The sequence below is a fragment of the Kitasatospora phosalacinea genome, assembly GCF_030268885.1.
Classification (GTDB): Bacteria; Actinomycetota; Actinomycetes; order Streptomycetales; family Streptomycetaceae; genus Kitasatospora; species Kitasatospora phosalacinea_C.
In genome coordinates, this window is record NZ_BSSA01000034.1 from 32,416 (window position 1) to 49,748 (window position 17,333).

At 74.8% G+C, this 17,333-nt stretch carries 20 protein-coding genes; 4 read left to right on the forward strand and 16 right to left on the reverse strand.

The features are described from left to right. Positions 1 to 123: 123 nt before the first annotated feature. The 4 genes from QSK52_RS33230 to QSK52_RS33245 form a co-directional block, all read right to left on the reverse strand. Positions 124 to 777 (reverse strand): VanZ family protein, encoded by a 654-nt coding sequence (locus tag QSK52_RS33230; RefSeq protein ID WP_285739955.1) that lies wholly within the window; start codon positions 775 to 777, stop codon positions 124 to 126. A gap of 80 nt (positions 778 to 857) precedes the next feature. Beyond that, positions 858 to 1,169, reverse strand: coding sequence for a hypothetical protein (locus QSK52_RS33235; protein WP_285739956.1), 312 nt, complete (start codon positions 1,167 to 1,169; stop codon positions 858 to 860). Continuing rightward, entirely contained in the window at positions 1,166 to 2,677 is a 1,512-nt protein-coding gene (locus tag QSK52_RS33240) for a sensor histidine kinase (protein ID WP_285739957.1), read from the reverse strand. The genes QSK52_RS33235 and QSK52_RS33240 overlap by 4 nt, the downstream gene beginning before the upstream one ends. A gap of 28 nt (positions 2,678 to 2,705) precedes the next feature. After that, positions 2,706 to 3,392, reverse strand: coding sequence for a response regulator (locus QSK52_RS33245; RefSeq protein ID WP_435053425.1), 687 nt, complete (start codon positions 3,390 to 3,392; stop codon positions 2,706 to 2,708). A gap of 273 nt (positions 3,393 to 3,665) precedes the next feature. On the opposite strand from QSK52_RS33245, the gene QSK52_RS33250 reads away from it, so the two are divergent. Further along, the gene (locus QSK52_RS33250) at positions 3,666 to 4,472 is read left to right on the forward strand and encodes a SigE family RNA polymerase sigma factor (protein ID WP_435053427.1); all 807 of its coding nucleotides are present in this window, start codon (positions 3,666 to 3,668) and stop codon (positions 4,470 to 4,472) included. Positions 4,473 to 4,664: 192 nt separating this feature from the next. Here QSK52_RS33250 and pth read toward each other — a convergent pair whose 3' ends face one another. From pth to QSK52_RS33285, 7 genes are all read right to left on the reverse strand, one after another. Continuing rightward, positions 4,665 to 5,240 carry an aminoacyl-tRNA hydrolase gene (gene pth / locus QSK52_RS33255; RefSeq protein WP_285739960.1) on the reverse strand — a complete coding sequence of 192 codons (576 nt, stop codon included), beginning with the start codon at positions 5,238 to 5,240 and terminating at the stop codon, positions 4,665 to 4,667. Positions 5,241 to 5,255: 15 nt separating this feature from the next. Then, positions 5,256 to 5,891 carry an ATP-binding protein gene (locus QSK52_RS33260; RefSeq protein WP_285739961.1) on the reverse strand — a complete coding sequence of 212 codons (636 nt, stop codon included), beginning with the start codon at positions 5,889 to 5,891 and terminating at the stop codon, positions 5,256 to 5,258. 191 nt (positions 5,892 to 6,082) lie between these two features. Next, positions 6,083 to 7,003, reverse strand: a complete 921-nt coding sequence (locus QSK52_RS33265; RefSeq protein ID WP_285739962.1) for an aldehyde dehydrogenase family protein — start codon at positions 7,001 to 7,003, stop codon at positions 6,083 to 6,085. Beyond that, positions 6,996 to 8,486, reverse strand: a complete 1,491-nt coding sequence (locus QSK52_RS33270) for an aldehyde dehydrogenase family protein (protein WP_285739963.1) — start codon at positions 8,484 to 8,486, stop codon at positions 6,996 to 6,998. The genes QSK52_RS33265 and QSK52_RS33270 overlap by 8 nt, the downstream gene beginning before the upstream one ends. A gap of 5 nt (positions 8,487 to 8,491) precedes the next feature. Continuing rightward, the gene (deoC, locus tag QSK52_RS33275) at positions 8,492 to 9,478 is read right to left on the reverse strand and encodes a deoxyribose-phosphate aldolase (protein WP_285739964.1); all 987 of its coding nucleotides are present in this window, start codon (positions 9,476 to 9,478) and stop codon (positions 8,492 to 8,494) included. Positions 9,479 to 9,571: 93 nt separating this feature from the next. Continuing rightward, positions 9,572 to 10,276 (reverse strand): hypothetical protein, encoded by a 705-nt coding sequence (locus tag QSK52_RS33280; RefSeq protein WP_285739965.1) that lies wholly within the window; start codon positions 10,274 to 10,276, stop codon positions 9,572 to 9,574. Further along, positions 10,273 to 10,791 (reverse strand): sigma-70 family RNA polymerase sigma factor, encoded by a 519-nt coding sequence (locus QSK52_RS33285; RefSeq protein WP_285739966.1) that lies wholly within the window; start codon positions 10,789 to 10,791, stop codon positions 10,273 to 10,275. Before QSK52_RS33285 ends, QSK52_RS33280 begins: the two co-directional genes overlap by 4 nt. Before the next feature lie 113 nt (positions 10,792 to 10,904). Here QSK52_RS33285 and QSK52_RS33290 point away from each other — a divergent pair, with 113 nt between their 5' ends. Next, a complete protein-coding gene (locus tag QSK52_RS33290; RefSeq protein ID WP_285739967.1) occupies positions 10,905 to 11,495 on the forward strand; it encodes a TetR family transcriptional regulator in 591 nt (196 codons plus the stop codon). A 4-nt stretch (positions 11,496 to 11,499) separates the two neighbouring features. Here the strand turns inward: QSK52_RS33290 and metG are convergent, their stop codons facing one another. The 5 genes from metG to QSK52_RS33315 all read right to left on the reverse strand — a co-directional run bounded on the left by metG (position 11,500) and on the right by QSK52_RS33315 (position 15,618). After that, positions 11,500 to 13,209: a methionine--tRNA ligase gene (metG, locus tag QSK52_RS33295; protein WP_285739968.1), complete on the reverse strand. Its 1,710-nt coding sequence runs from the start codon at positions 13,207 to 13,209 to the stop codon at positions 11,500 to 11,502. A 183-nt stretch (positions 13,210 to 13,392) separates the two neighbouring features. Beyond that, positions 13,393 to 13,728 carry a hypothetical protein gene (locus tag QSK52_RS33300; RefSeq protein WP_285739969.1) on the reverse strand — a complete coding sequence of 112 codons (336 nt, stop codon included), beginning with the start codon at positions 13,726 to 13,728 and terminating at the stop codon, positions 13,393 to 13,395. After that, positions 13,689 to 14,582, reverse strand: coding sequence for a mannosyltransferase family protein (locus tag QSK52_RS33305; RefSeq protein WP_285739970.1), 894 nt, complete (start codon positions 14,580 to 14,582; stop codon positions 13,689 to 13,691). The genes QSK52_RS33300 and QSK52_RS33305 overlap by 40 nt, the downstream gene beginning before the upstream one ends. A gap of 216 nt (positions 14,583 to 14,798) precedes the next feature. Next, positions 14,799 to 15,125, reverse strand: a complete 327-nt coding sequence (locus QSK52_RS33310) for a hypothetical protein (RefSeq protein ID WP_285739971.1) — start codon at positions 15,123 to 15,125, stop codon at positions 14,799 to 14,801. Beyond that, positions 15,112 to 15,618 (reverse strand): SigE family RNA polymerase sigma factor, encoded by a 507-nt coding sequence (locus QSK52_RS33315; protein WP_285739972.1) that lies wholly within the window; start codon positions 15,616 to 15,618, stop codon positions 15,112 to 15,114. Before QSK52_RS33315 ends, QSK52_RS33310 begins: the two co-directional genes overlap by 14 nt. Positions 15,619 to 15,758: 140 nt before the next feature. Here QSK52_RS33315 and QSK52_RS33320 point away from each other — a divergent pair, with 140 nt between their 5' ends. Together QSK52_RS33320 and QSK52_RS33325 are read left to right on the forward strand one after the other, a co-directional pair. Further along, a complete protein-coding gene (locus QSK52_RS33320) occupies positions 15,759 to 16,508 on the forward strand; it encodes an ABC transporter ATP-binding protein (RefSeq protein ID WP_285739973.1) in 750 nt (249 codons plus the stop codon). Further along, complete coding sequence (locus QSK52_RS33325) at positions 16,505 to 17,251, forward strand: ABC transporter permease (protein WP_285739974.1); 747 nt, start codon at positions 16,505 to 16,507, stop codon at positions 17,249 to 17,251. The genes QSK52_RS33320 and QSK52_RS33325 overlap by 4 nt, the downstream gene beginning before the upstream one ends. The last annotated feature ends 82 nt before the right edge of the window (positions 17,252 to 17,333 follow it).

The window sequence follows — 17,333 nt, forward strand, 5'->3', positions numbered from 1 at the left end:
TCCGGCGGGACGGCGGGGCGGGGGCCGGGAGGAGCGACCTCGACGTGCCGGTGCAGGTGGCCGCGCCGAGGGCCGGCCGGGTCGTCGCCCCGGGGTCGTTCGGGGGCGCCGAGAGCTGACCGCTCAGCCGCGCGGCGCGGCCGTCGAGCCGAGCACCGACAGTGCGGGGGCCGGGACGGGGCGCGGACGCGGGCCCTCCCGGCCCTCGGTGCGCCCCGCAGCCGCAGCCGGGGCCGCAGCCGCAGTCGGGGCCGGGGCGGTGGCGGGGGTCGTCCGGTGCCGTTCCAGGGCGCGCAGCGGCGGGACCAGCAGCAGGTGGGCCAGCGCGGCGCCCGCGGTGCCGAGCAGGATGTCGTCCACGTCCAGGACGTGGCCGGGCGCCCAGCCCTCCAGGATCTCCAGTGCGGTGCCGAGCAGCGCGGCCGCGGCGGTGGTGCGCAGGAAGGACGGCAGCCAGGAGCGCGACGGCGAGCCCACCGCCAGCGGCAGCAGCACCCCGATCGGGGCCAGCGGCAGCAGCCCCGAGGCCAGTTGCCGCAGGGCGGTCGCACCGCCGAGGGACAGCGCCTGGTGCACCGAGGCGAACGGGGTGAGATTGGGCGGGCTGGTCCAGGCGGCGGGCACCGGGCGCAGGCTCAGCCAGCCGAGCAGCAGCAGTTGGAGGCCCAGCAGCACCCGGGACGCCGCCCGCCACCGGTACGGCACCGCCCGCCCGTCCGTCGGACGGGAGGCCGTGCGGTCGGCGGTGGCGTGGTCGCTCGGTGCGGTGGTGTGCACACTGCCGGGGACGCAGCTTCCGTCCGGAGCGGTTCCCGGGCCCCGCCCGGGTGGGCGGAACCGGGGCCCGGGTCCGGGGCTCAGGTGCAGTGGTCCGGGGCCGGGGAGGGGGCGACGAAGGCCTCGGCCGGGGAGGCGGAGACGGAGGCAGCGGCGGTGGGGGCCGGGGGCCTGGTGGGGGCGGCGCCCGGGGTCGCGGCGGGGGCGGGGGTGCCCGGGGCCCTGGGGGCGAGGAGCTCGCTGGGGCAGGCGGTACGGCTGGCCGGGGCCCCGGCGTCGACCGGGACCTCGGTGGGGCGGATGCCGCAGCCGGTCAGCAGGGCGGGGGCGAGCAGGCCGCCGGCCAGCAGGGCCAGGGGGCGGAACCGGCGGGTGCTCGGGCGGGCGCTCATCGGGCCTCCTCCGGGCCGGGGGCGGGCGGTTGGGTGAGCGGGAGGGTCAGGGTGAAGACCGCGCCGACGCCGTCCGGGTTGTTGGCGGCGGTGATGGCGCCGCCGTGGATGCGGGCGTTCGCCTCGGCGATGGACAGGCCCAGGCCGCTGCCCTCGGAGCGGGCCCGGCCCTTGTCGGCCTTGTAGAAGCGGTCGAAGACGTGCGGCAGCACGTCCTCCGGGATGCCGGGGCCGCCGTCGGAGACCGAGACGACGACGGTGTGCGCCTCGTCGTCCTGACGGACCTTCACCCTGACCGGGGAGCCGCCGTGCTTGAGCGCGTTGCCGATCAGGTTGGCGAGGACCACGTCCAGCCGGCGGGGGTCGACCACGGCCAGGATGCCGCGCGGGGCGTCGAGTTCGACGGCGTCGTACCAGGCGCGGCCGTCGATGCAGGACATGATCAGGTCGGCCATGTCGACCTCGTCGGCGACCAGCTTGGCGGTGCCCGCGTCGAAGCGGGTGACCTCCATCAGGTTCTCCACCAGGTCGGAGAGCCGCCGGGTCTCGGAGACCACGAGCCGCACGGCCGGTTCGATCATCGGGTCGAGGAGGTCGGCCTCGTCCTCCAGGATGTCGGTGACGGCGGTCATCGCGGTCAGCGGGGTGCGCAGTTCGTGCGACATGTCGGCGACGAAGCGCCGGGACTGCGCCTCGCGTGCGCTCAGCTCCGCGACCTGCTCCGACAGCGACTCCGCGGTGCGGTTGAACGTCCTTGCCAGGTCGGCGAGTTCGTCGTTGCCCTCGACGTCGAGCCGGGTGTCGAGCTCGCCCTCGCCGAGCCGCCGGGCGGCGTCCCCGAGGCGTCGCACCGGCCGCAGCACGGTCGCCGAGGCGGCCTGGGCCAGCAGCGCCGAGCCGACCAGGGCCAGCAGGGTGGCGATGGCCAGCGACCAGCCGAGGGTGTTCAGGTCGGCGCGCTCGTTCTGCAGCGACTTGAACACGTACGCGGTCGGGCCGCCCGGCACCACCTTCGTCCCGCCGACCACGTACGGCCCGGCGAGGTTCACCCGCTGCCAGTACAGGTGGTACTCGTACGGGTTGCCGGGGCCGGTCTCGCGCGGCTTGTTCACCGCGGTGAGCAGGGCCGCGGGCACCTGGCGGACGGTGAACGCGATCGGGTCGGAGGAGGCGGTGCAGCCGGGCACCGAGTCGTCGACCACCACCACGTCGTAGGCCAGCCCGGAGCTGGCCACCTGGGTCGCCAGCGCGGTCAGGTCCTGGCAGGTGGGCTGCAGCGGCAGTTGCGAGACGTTCCGGGTCAGCGACCCCCGGAAGTCGTTCAGGGCGGTGTCCTGGGCGCGCTTGAGCACCGCGTCGCGGTTCAGCCAGTAGGCGATGCCGGACGCGGAGACGGCGGTCACCAGCGCGACCGCGGCGAACACCGCGATCAGCCGGACCCGCAGCGAACTGAGCCGTCGCCAGGACGCCGAACGGGCCCGGCGCGGCGCGGTCTGGAGGTCGGTCAAAAAACTCTCACTGCTCGGAGGGGAGGGGTCACACGGGCGGGTCGAGACGGTACCCGACACCCCGGACGGTGCGGATCAGGGTCGGTGCGGAGGGCACGTCCTCGACCTTCGCCCGCAGCCGCTGGACGCAGGCGTCCACCAGCCGGGAGTCGCCCAGGTAGTCGTGCTCCCACACCAGCCGCAGCAGCTGCTGGCGGGACAGCGCCTGGCCGGGGCGGCGGCTGAGCTCCAGCAGCAGCCGCAGCTCTGTCGGGGTCAGCTGCAGGTCCTGCCCGTCCTTGGTGACGGTCATCGCCGAACGGTCGATCACCAGGCCGCCGTACGCCGCCGAGTCCGAGCTCTCCCGCTCGCCGCGGCGCAGCACCGCCCGGATCCGGGCGTCCAGCACCCGCGGCTGCACCGGCTTGACCACGTAGTCGTCGGCGCCGGACTCCAGGCCCACCACCACGTCGATGTCGTCGGAGCGGGCGGTCAGCAGGATGATCGGCAACTGGTCGGTGCGCCGGATGCGGCGGCACACCTCGAAGCCGTCGATGCCGGGCAGCATCACGTCCAGCACGATCAGGTCGGGGCGCTGCTCCTTGAACAGGCGCAGGCCCTCCTCGCCGGACGCGGCGGCGGCCACCCGGTGACCCTGGCGGGTGAGGGCGAGTTCGAGGCCGGTGCGAATGGCGTCGTCGTCCTCGATCAGAAGCAGGAAAGACACGGGGGTCATTGTGTCCCACCCGGCCACCGGAAGCACCCACCCGGGTGACCTCCGGGGCACCGGGAACCGGAGGGCGCTGCTCCGGCGTCCGCAACCGGGGAGCACCCGAACGCCCCGGAACGGTCGCTGCTGTGACAGCCCTGTGACAGTCGACGGACACCGCCATGACGCGCGGACGGCAGGATTTTCCCTGTCGCCGCGAGAGGCCCCCGGAACACCGCCGGAGCCGCCGCGGCGAGGAACCGCTCGTACCGACCATGGGGGTGCCCGATGACCGCAACGCTGACGACCCGAAACGCCGGGCCGCGTTCCGCCGTCCTCGGCACCAACCGGCCGCGTCACGAGGAGGAGAACTCCGGCACCGTGCTCGTACGGGGGTGCGCGCACAACGCCGGGACCCGCCGCCCGGTCGTGGGGACCAGGAGCGGGGACACCACCCACGGCCGGACGGGGAACCCGGTCGCGGGACGGACGCTGCGGCTCGCGCCGCAGACCTTCCGGGGTGAGCAGGCCGACCAGGGAGGCGCGCAGGGGGAGCACCCGGCCGCCGCGACGGACGAGGCGCGCGACATCGCCGAGTTCACCGCGTACGTGCGCGAGCGCCGCGCCTCCCTGTACGCCACCGCCTACCACCTGACCGGCGACCGGTACGAGGCCGAGGACCTGCTGCAGAGCGCCCTCTTCTCCACCTACCGCGCCTGGGGCCGGATCACCGACAAGGCCGCCGTCGGCGGGTACCTCCGCCGCACCATGACCAACCTGCACATCTCCGCCTGGCGCCGCCGCAAGGTCAACGAGTACCCGACCGAGGAGCTCCCCGAGCAGGCCGGCGACACCGACGCGATGGGCGGCACCGAGCTGCGCGCCGTGCTCTGGCAGGCGCTGGCCAAGCTGCCCGAGAACCAGCGCACCATGCTCGTGCTGCGCTACTACGAGGGCCGGACCGACCCGGAGATCGCCGACATCCTCGGCATCAGCGTCGGCACCGTGAAGAGCTCCATCTGGCGCGCGCTGCGCCGGATGCGCGAGGACGAGCAGCTCAACCGCTCCGGCGACACCGTGCACGCCTTCGGCGAGCTGGTCGCCTGAGGCGGACAGGACTCCCGTCGGGGGACGGGCGGTGGGGGGAAGAGGGGGGACAGGGCACGGGACGCGACGGCCGACTCGGGGGAGACGGCCGCGGGGGGAGTCCCGGGCCCGGACGCGAGGGCGGGGCCCCGGTGCGGGGGGAACGGCACCGGGGCCCCGCCCTTCCGTCGTGCGCGGGCCCGGCGCGCGGGCTCAGTGCGCGTCGGCGGTGTGCAGCACGTCCTGAGCGCGGTTCAGGCCGCGCAGCACGAACGCCTCCACGGCGTCCGCGCAGCGCTCCAGCAGTTCCGGCATCCGCTGCCGCTCCTCCTCCGAGAAGCGCTCCACCACGAAGTCGCTGACCTTCACGCCCTTCGCCGGGCGCCCCACGCCCACCCGCAGCCGGGCGTAGTCCGCGGTGCCCAGCGCCGCGTGCACCGAGCGGGCGCCGTTGTGGCCGCCCGGGCCGCCGCCGCGCTTCAACCGGGCCGCGCCGAACGGGAAGTCCAGGTCGTCCTGCACCACCAGCAGCCGTTCCACCGGCACCCCGTGCCGGCGCAGCAGGGCGGCCACCGGGCGCCCCGACAGGTTGATCGACCACTGCGGCTCGGCCAGCAGCACCGTGCGGCCGTCCAGCTCGAACGAGGCGGTGCGGGTGGTCAGGCCGCGCCAGCGGGCGCCGTGCCGCTCGGCCAGCCGGTCGGCGACCAGGAAGCCCGCGTTGTGCCGCGTCCCCGCGTACCGGCGGGTCGGATTGCCCAGCCCCGCCACCAACCAGCGCTCACCCAACGCCCCGCGCCCCTCTCAGACCAGTTCGGCGGGCAGCTGGCGGGCCACCGCGGCGATCCGCCGCCCCGCCTCCACCCCTGAGCAGGCGTACGAGCCCAGTTCGACCTGCCGGGCGACGATACCCCGTTCGGCCCGCATCAGCCGCACCCCCCGGCGCACCAGGTACGGCACCGACTTGCGGCCCTCCCGGACGTCCCGGCGGAAGCGCCGCCAGGCCGTGGTGGACGGCTTGTTGCGCAGGCACAGCGCGTCGCCCAGCAGCCCCTCGGCCCGGCAGCGGCGCACCAGCTCGGCGGCGAAGATGCCCTCCGCGACGAAGCCCGCCGCGCCGTCCAGCAGCAGCACCCGGCTGCCCGAGCGCCCGTTGTCCGGGATCGAGTACACCGGCACCTCGGCCCACCCCTCGAAGGCCAGCGACCGGATCGCCGCCAGCGCCTGGTCCGCGTGCCAGGACAGCGGCGAGTCCCAGTCCGGGCCGCCCCCCTCCGGCAGCTGCGGCAGCGTCGGGTCGTCGCCGTCCTTGTAGAAGTCGTCCAGCTGCAGCACCGGCAGTCCGCTGCGCTCGGCCAGCGAGGACTTCCCCGACCCCGAGGGGCCCGACAGCAGGATGACGCGGGATATCGGGCGGCGGTTCAGCGGGATGTCACTCACGGGGAACCAGTCTGAGGCATCGGAGGGGCAGCTCGGAACCCGCCGGTCGTCCCCTTCACGCTGCGTGCGGGCATGGGGACGGGCCCGCACCAGGGGGGGAGAAGTGCGGGCCCGTCACGGCCGTCCGGGCCCCGGGGGGGTAGGGCGCTGAGGACGGCCGGTCTGTGTGGAGTTGGCCGGTCGGAGGCGGGCTAGATGCCCATCGGGTGCCAGACCGTCTTCGTCTCCAGGAAGGAGAGCAGCCGCCCGGTGCCGGGCGCGGCCGTCCAGTCCTCCGCGGACGGGTCGGCGGCCGGTCGGACCACTCGCTTCAATGTATCGGCCGCCGCGGCCTCCAGCGCCGCCGCCGCGCCGGGCCCCTCGGGGTCGATCGCCCCGGCCAGGTCCAGCGCGTTGACGTCCTGGTGCGAGGCCAGCGTCGGGGCGAGGTCCGCGGTGCGGCCGGAGAGCAGGTTGACCACGCCGCCCGGCACGTCGGAGGTGGCCAGCACCTCGCCCAGCGACAGCGCGGGCAGCGGGGCCTGCTCGGCCGCCGCGACCACCACGGTGTTGCCGGTGGCGATCGCCGGGGCGACCACCGACACCAGGCCCAGCAGCGAGAAGCCGTACCCGGCCCGCGGCGCCAGCACGCCCACCACGCCGGTCGGCTCCGGCGTCGACAGGTTGAAGAACGGCCCCGCCACCGGGTTGGCGCCGCCCGCGACCTGCGCGACCTTGTCGGTCCAGCCCGCGTACCAGACCCAGCGGTCGATCGCCGCGTCCACCAGCGCCGCCGCCTTCTTCGCGCCGACGCCCTCGGCCGCCGCGACCTCGGCCGCGAACTGCTCCCGGCGGCCCTGCAGCATCTCGGCCACCCGGTACAGCACCTGGCCGCGGTTGTACGCGGTGGTGCCCGACCAGCCCTTGACCGCGGCGCGGGCCGCGAGCACGGCGTCCCGGGCGTCCTTGCGGGTGCCCAGCGGGGCGTTCGCCAGCCACTGGCCCTTCGTGTCGGTCACCTCGTACACCCGCCCGCTCTCCGAGCGCGGGAACTTCCCGCCGACGTACAGCTTGTAGGTCTTGCTGACCTGAATTCGTGCAGGGGTGTCAATGCGCAGGGCAGTCTCAGACATCGAGGTACGCCTCCAGGCCGTGGCGACCGCCCTCGCGGCCGTAACCGGACTCCTTGTACCCGCCGAACGGCGAGGTCGGGTCGAACTTGTTGAAGGTGTTCGCCCACACCACGCCCGCCCGGAGCCGGTTCGCCATCCACAGGATGCGCGAGCCCTTCTCCGTCCAGATGCCCGCGGACAGGCCGTACGGGGTGTTGTTGGCCTTCTCCACCGCCTCGGCGGGGGTGCGGAAGGTCAGCACGGACAGCACCGGGCCGAAGATCTCCTCGCGGGCGATCCGGTGCGCCTGCGAGACGCCGGTGAACAGCGTCGGGCGGAACCAGTAGCCCGCGCCCGGGAGTTCGCACTCGGGGGCCCAGCGCTCGGCGCCCTCCTGCTCGCCCGCGGCGGCCAGCTCGGTGATCCGGGCCAGCTGCTCGGCCGAGTTGATCGCGCCGACGTCGGTGTTCTTGTCCAGCGGGTCGCCGACCCGCAGGGTGCCCATCCGGCGCTTGAGCGCGTCCAGCAGCTCGTCCTGCACCGACTCCTGCACCAGCAGGCGGCTGCCCGCGCAGCACACGTGGCCCTGGTTGAAGAAGATGCCGTTGACGATGCCCTCGACCGCCTGGTCCAGCGGCGCGTCGTCGAACACGATGTTCGCGGCCTTGCCGCCCAGCTCCAGGCTCAGCTTCTTGCGGGTGCCCGCCACCTGCTTGGCGATGGCCCGGCCGACCGGGGTCGAGCCGGTGAAGGCGACCTTGTCCACGTCCGGGTGGGCGGTCAGCGCGGCGCCGGTGCGGCCGTCGCCGGTGACGATGTTCACCACGCCCTTCGGCAGGCCCGCCTGGCGGCAGATCTCGGCGAAGCGCAGGGCGGTCAGCGGGGTGGTCTCGGCGGGCTTCAGCACCACCGTGTTGCCGGTGGCCAGCGCCGGGGCGACCTTCCAGGCCAGCATCAGCAGCGGGAAGTTCCACGGGATGACCTGCGCGGCCACGCCCAGCGGCCGCGGGTTCGGCCCGTAGCCGGCGAAGTCCAGCTTGTCGGCCCAGCCTGCGTAGTAGAAGAAGTGCGCGGCGACCAGCGGCAGGTCGACGTCGCGGGTCTCCCGGATCGGCTTGCCGTTGTCGATCGACTCCAGCACGGCCAGTTCGCGGCTGCGCTCCTGGACGATCCGGGCGATCCGGAACAGGTACTTGGCGCGCTCGCTGCCCGGCAGCGCCGACCAGTCGGCGAACGCCTTCCGGGCCGCCCGCACCGCGCGGTCCACGTCCTCCCCGGTGCCCTGCGCGAACTCGGCGAGCACCTGCTCGGTCGCCGGGTTGACGGTCTTGAGCGCCTCCGAACCGGAGGAGTCGACGAACTCGCCGCCGATGAAGTGGCCGTAGCTGGTGGCGATCTCACCCGCGGCGGCGGGGGACTCGGGGGCCGGGGCGTACTCGAACAGGCCGGATCGCCGCACGGGCCCGGTCGGGGTCTCGGTCTCGGTCTTCTTGGTCTTGGCCATCGTCCTCAGTCCACCGTCACGTAGTCGGGACCGGAGTACCGTCCGGTGCTCAGCTTCTGGCGCTGCATCAGCAGGTCGTTCAGCAGGCTGGAGGCGCCGAACCGGAACCAGTGCGGGCTGAGCCAGTCGTCGCCCAGCGTCTCGTTCACCATCACCAGGTACTTCATCGCGTCCTTGGTGGTGCGGATGCCGCCGGCCGGCTTCACGCCGATCTGCACGCCGGTCGCCGCGCGGAAGTCCCGCACCGCCTCCAGCATCAGCAGCGTCACCGGCGGGGTCGCGTTCACGGCGACCTTGCCGGTGGAGGTCTTGATGAAGTCCGCGCCCGCGATCATCGCCAGCCAGGACGCCCGGCGGACGTTGTCGTACGTCTGCAGCTCGCCGGTCTCGAAGATCACCTTGAGGTGGGCCGAGGTGCCGTCGGGGCGCTCGCAGGCCGCCTTGACGGCCCGGATCGTCTCGAACACCTCCAGGTAGCGGCCGGAGAGGAACGCGCCCCGGTCGATCACCATGTCGATCTCGTCCGCGCCCGCGGCGACCGCCTCCGCGGTGTCCGCCAGCTTGACCGGCAGCCCGGCCCGGCCGGAGGGGAAGGCGGTGGCCACCGAGGCGACCTGGACGCCGCTGCCGCGCAGCGCCTCCTTCGCGGTGGCGACCATGTCCGGGTACACGCAGACCGCCGCGACCTGCGGGGTGGAGCGGTCGGACGGGTCCGGGTTCAGGCCCTTCGCGCACAGCGAGCGGACCTTGCCGACCGTGTCCGCGCCCTCCAGCGTGGTCAGGTCGATCATCGAGATGGCGAGATCGATGGCGAACGCCTTGGCGGTCGTCTTGATCGACCGCGTGCCGAGGGTCGCGGCCCGCGACTCCAGGCCGACCTGATCGACCCCGGGCAGGCCGTGCAGGAAACGGCGCAAGGTGGCCTCGGACGCCGCGACGTCCGAGAGGCCGCCGCCCGCGGCGCCGGGGGCGTTGGCTGCAAGAGTGGACATAGTCACCAGAGCAGCATATCTACGCGCGTAGGAAGCCGGTAGGGCGGGGCGGTTTCGAGTCCTGACCGAAATGTGCCCCGTCCCGCCGGGCGGCTACCGCGGGAAGGGCGCGCGGGCCACCAGCCGCGGCTGCGGCGGGCCGGACGGCGGCGGGGCGTTCAGCTCCACCGGCGGATCGACCAGCAGCACCACCTCGTACCGGCCCGGCTCCGCCCACACCTGCGACCACCGCACCGAGGGGCAGAGCCCGTCGCGCGCGCCCAGCGGCACCCTCAGCGGCGAGTCCGGCGTCAGGTGGTAGACGTAGCCGACCGCGTCCACTCCCGGCTCGTAGCGGTCGCCGGGGCGCTTCAGCACCGGGCCGCCGCCGACCACCACGCCGTCGCGCAGGTACAGCACCTCCAGGTAGTTCGGCGGCGAGCCGATCGCCTCGAAGGCCCGGTCCGTGCGGAATCCGGCCTCGATCACCGGACCCGCGTCGTGGCCCGCCCTGCGGACCGAGGCCACCGACAGGGTGACCCCGTTCGCGGTGGCGGGCCCCGCCAGGGGCGGGCGCCGGCCGCAGGCGTACGGGTCGTCCGACGGGCCGGCGGCGTCGGCCCCGCCGCCGGGGCCGGACCAGCGCACCGCGCCCAGCACCGCCGCGGCCGCCAGCGCCAGCGCCGTGCCGCCGGTCAGCGCCCGCCGGGCCAGGCGGCCGCGGCGGACCCGGCGCACCAGCAGCGCGGTGTCCAGCTCCGGCGGCTCGGCCAGCTCGGCGGCCCCGGGCAGTTGCTCGCGGAGTTCCTCGGGGTTCACGCGCCACCACCTTCCTCGGGCGCCCGTCGGTCCGTCCCCAGCGCCGCGCCCAGGCGCGCCAGCCCGTCGCTGAGGTGCCGCTTCACGGTGCCCTCGCGGCAGCCCAGCCGGTCGGCGACCCCCGCGACCGGCAGGTCCTCGTCGTAGCGCAGCACCACGCAGGCCCGCTGGGCGGGCGAGAGCGCGTCCAGCGCGGTCAGCAGCCGCAGCCGGTCGGCGACCGGACCGCTGTGGTCGGCGTCGGCCTCCGGCCCGGCCACCCGGGGCACCAGCAGGGCGTAGCGCCGCCGCCGCCGGTGCTGGTCGAGGAAGCGGTTGAGCATCGTCCGGCGGACGTACCCCTCCAGCCGTCCGAGCTCCCAGGAGCGGTGCGGCCGGGCGAAGACCCGCACCAGCGCCTCCTGCACCAGGTCCGCGGCCTCCGCCCGGTCCCCGGTCAGCAGGAAGCCGTACCGGTTCAGCTCGGCGCCGCGCACCGCCACCAGTTCGGCGAGCAGGCCCGCCCAGTCCGCCACCGCTTCCCCCTCCGTCGTCCCCCACCCGGTACCACGAACCGGTGGACGGTTTCGTTGGGGGGCGGAGCACGACGGGGGCGGAGCACGGCCCGCGCGGCGGGGACAATGGCGGGATGGACGGCGGAACGAAGGCGCGGGGGCGGCGGCCCGGGGGCGAGGACACCCGGGGGGCGGTGCTGGCGGCGGCCCGGGCGGAGTTCGCGGCGCGCGGCTACCAGAAGGCCAGCATGCGGGCGATCGCCCGCGGCGCGGGGGTGGACGCGGCGCTGCTGCACCACTACTTCGGCACCAAGGACCGGCTGTTCATGGCGGCGCTGGAGTTCCCGCTGGACCCGCGGGCGGTGGCGGAGAACGTGTTCGCGGGCGACCCGGCCACGGTCGGCGAGCGGGTCGCGGGCTTCGTGGTGGGGCTGTGGGAGCAGCCGGAGGTCCGGGAGCGGCTGCTGGCGCTGGTGCGGACCGCGGCGACCGACGAGGAGGTGGCGGCCCTGATGCGCGGCTTCATGGTGGCCGAGCTGGTGGGCCGGGTGGCGTCCCAACTGGAGTGCGCCGAGCCGGAGTTGCGGGTGGAGATGGCGATGTCGCAGATCATCGGGCTGGCGATGGCCCGGTACGTGATCGCGGTGGAGCCGCTCGCCTCGGCACCCCCGGAGGCGATCGTCCCGCTGCTGGGACGCGCGCTCCAGGGGTGCCTGACGGGCTGAGCGGTCAGACCTGGCCGCCGCCGAAGCGCTCGGTCCAGGCGGCCAGGTCCTCGTCGGTGATCTTGGCGAACAGCACCGGCGGGACGGTGAAGCCCGTCCCGGCCGGGACGAGGGCCAGCGCGCGGGCCTCCTCGGCGGAGACCCAGGTGCGGGTGTCGCCCTCCAGCGCGAAGGACCGCCGGATCGCCCCGGCCGCGGCCGGGATGAACGGCTCGGAGACCACCGCGTACAGGTGGATCAGGTTGATCGCGGTGCGCAGGGTGCGCGCGGCCGCCTCCGGGTCGGTCTTGATCGCGGTCCACGGCGCGGTGACGTCCAGGTACGCGTTGCCCGCCGACCACAGGGCGCGCAGCGCCTGCGCGGCCTTGCGGAAGTTGAGCGCGTCGAGCTGGGCCTCGTACTCGGCGAGCAGCTCGGCGATCTGGGCGCCCAGCTGCTGCTCCGCCTCGCCGTTGGCCGCGCCCGCCGGGACCTCGTCGCCGAAGCGCTTGCGGCTGAAGGACAGCACCCGGTTGACGAAGTTGCCCAGGGTGTCGGCGAGGTCCTTGTTGACCGTCGCCGCGAAGAGGTCCCAGGTGAAGCTGGAGTCGTCGGACTCCGGGGCGTTCGCCATCAGGTAGTAGCGCCAGTAGTCGGCGGGCAGCAGCTCCAGCGCGACGTCGGTGAAGATGCCGAGCTTCTGGCTGGTGGAGAACTTCCCGCCGTAGTACGTCAGCCAGTTGAACGCCTTGACGTAGTCGACCTTCTTCCACGGCCGGCGCGAGCCCAGGATCGTCGCCGGGAACATCACCGTGTGGAACGGGACGTTGTCCTTCGCCATGAACTCGGTGTACCGGACGGTGTCGTCCGCCTCGTACCACCAGGAGCGCCAGTCGCCGCCGGTCGCGTCCGCCCACTCCTTGGTCGCGCCGATGTACTCGATCGGGGCGTCGAACCAGACGTAGAACACCTTGCCCTCGGCGGCCAGTTCGGGCCACACGTCGGCCGGGACGGGGACGCCCCACTCCAGGTCGCGGGTGATCGCGCGGTCCTGCAGGCCCTCGGTCAGCCACTTGCGGGCGATCGAGGAGGCCAGCACCGGCCAGTTGTCGCCGTTCGCGGCGATCCACCGCTCGACCTCGTCGGTCAGCTTCGACTGGAGGAGGAAGAGGTGCTTGGTCTCGCGGACCTCCAGCTCGGAGCTGCCGCTGATCGCCGAGCGCGGCTCCAGCAGGTCCGTCGGGTCCAGCACCCGGGTGCAGTTCTCGCACTGGTCGCCGCGCGCCTTGTCGTAGCCGCAGTGCGGGCAGGTGCCGACGATGTAGCGGTCCGGCAGGAAGCGGCCGTCCGCGATCGAGTACACCTGGCGGATCGCCCGCTCCTCGATGAAGCCGTTGGCGTGCAGCTCGCGGGCGATCTCCTGGGTGATCTCCCGGTTCTGCGGGGAGGAGGAGCGGCCGAAGTAGTCGAAGGACAGCTGGAAGCCGTCGTAGACCGCCTTCTGCTGGTCGTGCGCGCGGGCGCAGAACTCGGCCACCGGCAGCCCGGCCTCCTGCGCGGCCAGCTCGGCGGGGGTGCCGTGCTCGTCGGTCGCGCAGATGTACAGCACCTCGTGGCCGCGCTGGCGCAGGTACCGGGCGTAGACGTCCGCCGGGAGCATCGACCCGACCATGTTGCCCAGGTGCTTGATCCCGTTGATGTAGGGAAGCGCGCTGGTGATCAACTGCCGAGTCATCCTGGGGGACTCCCATGCTCTCCGGCGGGTGCCCCGGGGCGCCCGCGGGCTGGTTCGGAAGAGCCGGTGCGGGGCGTTTCGGCTGCCGTCCGGCCGGACGCCAATCGTACCCAACCGGGGTGTCCCGGCCGTACCGCTTATCGGGAGGCTGTCAAGGGGGCCCGGCACGGGGGCGGGCGGCGCTCAGATCGCGTACCGCCAGGTCGTCAACAGGTAGGCGCCGTACCAGGATCCGAACAGCGCCGCGCCGCCCAGCACCACCCACCGGGTGGTCCGCCGGGCCCGGGCCAACGCCAGGGCCGCGGGCAGCAGCACCACCAGCGCCGGGGCCAGCAGCCGCGGCTTGCAGTGGTAGTAGTTGCTCTGCGCCAGCGCCAGCACCACCACCAGCGCCCCGTACACCAGCAGCGGCGGCCAGACCGACCGGCGCACCGCCAGCCCCGCCGCCAGCAGGTGCGCCACCAGCAGGACCGCGACGCTCACCTCCACCCAGCCGTTCCCGCGGTGCAGCGCGGCCACCGCGAACTCCCAGGACGACCGCCCCAGTCCCAGCGGGTGTCCCAGCCCGCCCGCTGCACCGCGAACCACGCGTCCGGCGATCCCAGGCGCTCGGCCACCCACGCCAGGTACAGCGGCGTCCCGGTGCACGCCAGCAGCACGGCCGCCACCGGCCGCACCCGGCGTCCCGGACGGCGGCGCAGCCCGCCCGCCGCGGCCACCGCCAGCGCGACCACCACCGCGACGCCCGCGGGCCGGGTCAGCCCCGCCAGGAACGCGCACGCCCCGGCCGCCGCCCAGTGCCCGCGGCGCGCCGCCAGCAGCGTGCCCGCCGCCAGCGCCAGGAACAGCGACTCGCTGTACGCCATGAAGAACACCAGCGACATCGGCTGCGCCGCCACCAGCAGCACCAGCACGACGGTCGCCGCCCGCCGCGAGTGCAGCCCGGCCACCAGCCGGTGCACCAGCACCAGCGCGAGCAGCAGCGCCAGCTGGGCCGTCAGCACCGCCGCGCCCGACCAGCCCAGGCCGGTGACGGCGTGCACGGCACGGACCAGCAGCGGGAACAGCGGGAAGAACGCCAGGTCGTTGCCGGTGAGCTCGCCGTCCGGGGTGTACGTGAAGCGGTCCGGGTAGCCGTGGGCGGCGATCTCGACGAAGTGCCGCCCGTCCCACGCGGTCAGGCGCTCCAGCAGCGGGGTGCCGGGCTCCGCCATCGCCGCGAGCAGCGCCAGGTGCAGCACCAACGCCCCCGCGTGCACGGCTGACGCCGGGCCCGCCGCGCGCTTGAGGCGGCGCGCGAACGGGGGCCCGGCGGGCGGGCGCGGTGCGGGCAGGGTGGGGAGCGGGGGGTCGGCCAGGGCGCTGCGGGGCACGGACGGGTCCTTTCGGCAGACGAAGGGGAACAGACCGGGGGCTCGGGGAACGGCGAGTCCGTGCTGCTGGTGGCCGGAGCCCATCGGTGTGTCCGTACTGCTTCGGGCCGCGGTGACAGAACCCGAAGCCGATGCGCGCACCGGCAGTGCACCGGGAGCAGACTCGTGCCCGCCGTTCCCCGGGCCCCTGACGGGACCCTCGTGACGGGGCTCTCTTCAGCGGCCGGCGGGGGTCCGGCTGTAGCTGTAGGCGGCGGTGGGCGGGGTGGTGGCGCTGGGGGTGGGGGCCGGGGTCTCGGAGGGGGTGGGGCCGGGGGCGGTGGCGGGGGTGAGGGGGGAGGTGGCGGGGGGCGGGCCCGGGGCGAGGGCGGTGCCCAGGGCGAGGGCGCAGGCCAGGGCGCCGGTGGCGGCGGCGACGCGCAGGTGGCGGCGGCGGCGTCCGCGGGCGGCGATCCGGGCGGGGGGCGGGGCGGTGGCGGAGGTGGCCGCCGCGCCCGCGGCCTCGCGCAGGAGGGCGGCGATCCGCCGGTCAGTGGAGGTCATCGGCGTGTTCCCGGAGCTCGGAGGGGTGGTCCAGGTGCTGGGCGAGGGCGGCCCGGGCCCGGGACAGGTGGGCCTTGACGGTGCCGGGGGCCAGGCCGGTCTCCTCGGCGATCCGGGCGAGCGGCAGGTCGCAGACGTAGAACAGGGCGGCGCACAGCCGCTGGCGTTCGGACAGGCGGCGGAGGGCGACGGCCAGGTCGACCGAGGTCGGGTCCGGCCCGTCGGCCGCGGCCGGGTCGCCGTGCCGCCGCCAGGCCCGGGCGGCGGTGCGGGCGCGGCGCCAGCGGCTGATCGCGAGCCGGCCGGCGACGGTGCGGACCCAGGCTTCCGGGGCGCGGTCGCGGTCCAGGCTGCGGCGGTGGCCCCAGGCCCGGACGAACGCCTCCTGGACGACGTCCTGGGCCTCGTGCAGGTCGCCGGTGACCACGTACAGCTGGCCGGTGAGCCGGTGGACCGAGTGGCGGTAGAACTCGGTGAACTCCTCCTCGGTCAACGGTCGGCTCCTCGTGGGTTCTCGGGTACTTACCTCCGCTACGAGCCGCGGGCCCCGTCCGGTTGACGCGGGTGACGCAGGTCACGGTCGCGGCGGTCGCGCGCCTTGACGGGACGGGCCCGCGGCGCAAAACTCATCACATGATGAATTCTTCGGCGGGGTCGTCCGGCGACCCCGCGGTCCGGATCGACGGACTGGTGGTGCGGCGCGGCGGGAACACCGTGCTGCCCGGGCTCGACCTCGTGGTGGAGCGGGGCAGCGTGACCGGGCTGCTGGGGCCCAGCGGGTGCGGGAAGACCACCCTGCTGCGCAGCGTCGTCGGGGTGCAGCGGACCACCGCGGGCACCGTCACCGTGCTCGGCCGCCCGGCCGGGTCCGCCGCGCTGCGCGACCGGGTCGGCTACGTCACCCAGGCCCCCTCGGTGTACGGGGACCTGACGGTCGGCGAGAACCTCGACCACTTCGCCGCGATCCTCGGCGCCCCGCCCGGCGACCCGGCCCGGGTGATCGCCCAGGTCGGCCTGGACGCCCACCGCCGCACCCCCGTCGCCCGGCTCTCCGGCGGCCAGCGGGCCCGGGTCTCGCTCGCCGCCGCCCTGCTCGGCCGCCCCGAGCTGCTCGTCCTGGACGAACCCACCGTCGGCCTCGACCCCGTGCTGCGGCAGGAGCTGTGGCGGCTGTTCCGGGAGCTCGCCGCGGGCGGCGCCACCCTGCTGGTCTCCAGCCACGTCATGGACGAGGCCACCCGCTGCGACCGCCTGCTGCTGATGCGCGAGGGCCGCCTGCTCGCCCACGACACCCCCGCCGCGCTGCTCGCCGCCACCGGCGCGCCCGACGTCGAGACCGCCTTCCTCACCCTCGTCCGCACCGCGCCGGAGGCCGTCCGATGAGCGCCGCCGCCCGCCGCACCCTCGCCACCGCCGCCCGCGTGCTGGCCCAACTGCGGCACGACCCGCGGACGGTGGCCATGCTGCTGTTCGTGCCCTGCCTGCTGCTGGTGCTGCTGCTGCGCTACATGTACGACGCGCAGCCCGCCACCTTCGACCGGATCGGTCCCGAGCTGCTCGGCGTCTTCCCGCTGCTGGTGATGTTCCTGGTCACCTCGGTCGCGATGCTCCGCGAACGCACCGGCGGCACCCTGGAACGCCTGCTCACCATGCCGCTCGGCAAGCTCGACCTGCTGCTCGGCTACGCGCTCGCCTTCGGCGCCGTCGCCCTGCTGCAGGCCGCCCTCGCCTCCGCGCTCACCATCGGCGTGCTCGGCCTCGACGTCGCCGGGCCGACCTGGATGCTGTTCGCCGTGGCGGTCGCCGACGGGCTGCTCGGCACGGCACTGGGCCTGCTGGTCTCGGCGTTCGCCGCCACCGAGTTCCAGGCCGTCCAGTTCCTGCCCGCCGTGCTGCTGCCCCAACTGCTGCTCTGCGGGCTGTTCGTGGCCCGCGACGACATGGCGCCGGTGCTGCGGCTGCTCTCCGACGTCCTGCCGCTCTCGTACGCCGTCGACGCGATGGGACGGATCACCACGCAGGGCGGCGTCAGCGGACGCGTCCTCGCCGACCTGGCCGTGGTCGCCGGGAGCGCCCTGCTCGCCCTCGGCCTCGGCGCCGCCACGCTGCGGCGGCGCACCGACTGACGGCGGCCCGACGGCGACGGCGTTCGTGACCCTCCCGTGCCCGGGTCGTCATCGGGGCGGCCCGGGCCCTGGGGCAGAATCG

Coding starts and splice junctions, on each gene's coding strand:
- QSK52_RS33235 (WP_285739956.1), bottom strand. CDS start 1,169: ATGAGCGCCCGCCCGAGCACCCGCCGGTTCCGCCCCCTGGCCCTGCTG.
- QSK52_RS33245 (WP_435053425.1), bottom strand. CDS start 3,392: ATGACCCCCGTGTCTTTCCTGCTTCTGATCGAGGACGACGACGCCATT.
- QSK52_RS33265 (WP_285739962.1), bottom strand. CDS start 7,003: ATGTCTGAGACTGCCCTGCGCATTGACACCCCTGCACGAATTCAGGTC.
- QSK52_RS33270 (WP_285739963.1), bottom strand. CDS start 8,486: ATGGCCAAGACCAAGAAGACCGAGACCGAGACCCCGACCGGGCCCGTG.
- deoC (WP_285739964.1), bottom strand. CDS start 9,478: ATGTCCACTCTTGCAGCCAACGCCCCCGGCGCCGCGGGCGGCGGCCTC.
- QSK52_RS33290 (WP_285739967.1), top strand. CDS start 10,905: ATGGACGGCGGAACGAAGGCGCGGGGGCGGCGGCCCGGGGGCGAGGAC.
- metG (WP_285739968.1), bottom strand. CDS start 13,209: ATGACTCGGCAGTTGATCACCAGCGCGCTTCCCTACATCAACGGGATC.
- QSK52_RS33310 (WP_285739971.1), bottom strand. CDS start 15,125: ATGACCTCCACTGACCGGCGGATCGCCGCCCTCCTGCGCGAGGCCGCG.
- QSK52_RS33320 (WP_285739973.1), top strand. CDS start 15,759: ATGATGAATTCTTCGGCGGGGTCGTCCGGCGACCCCGCGGTCCGGATC.
- QSK52_RS33325 (WP_285739974.1), top strand. CDS start 16,505: ATGAGCGCCGCCGCCCGCCGCACCCTCGCCACCGCCGCCCGCGTGCTG.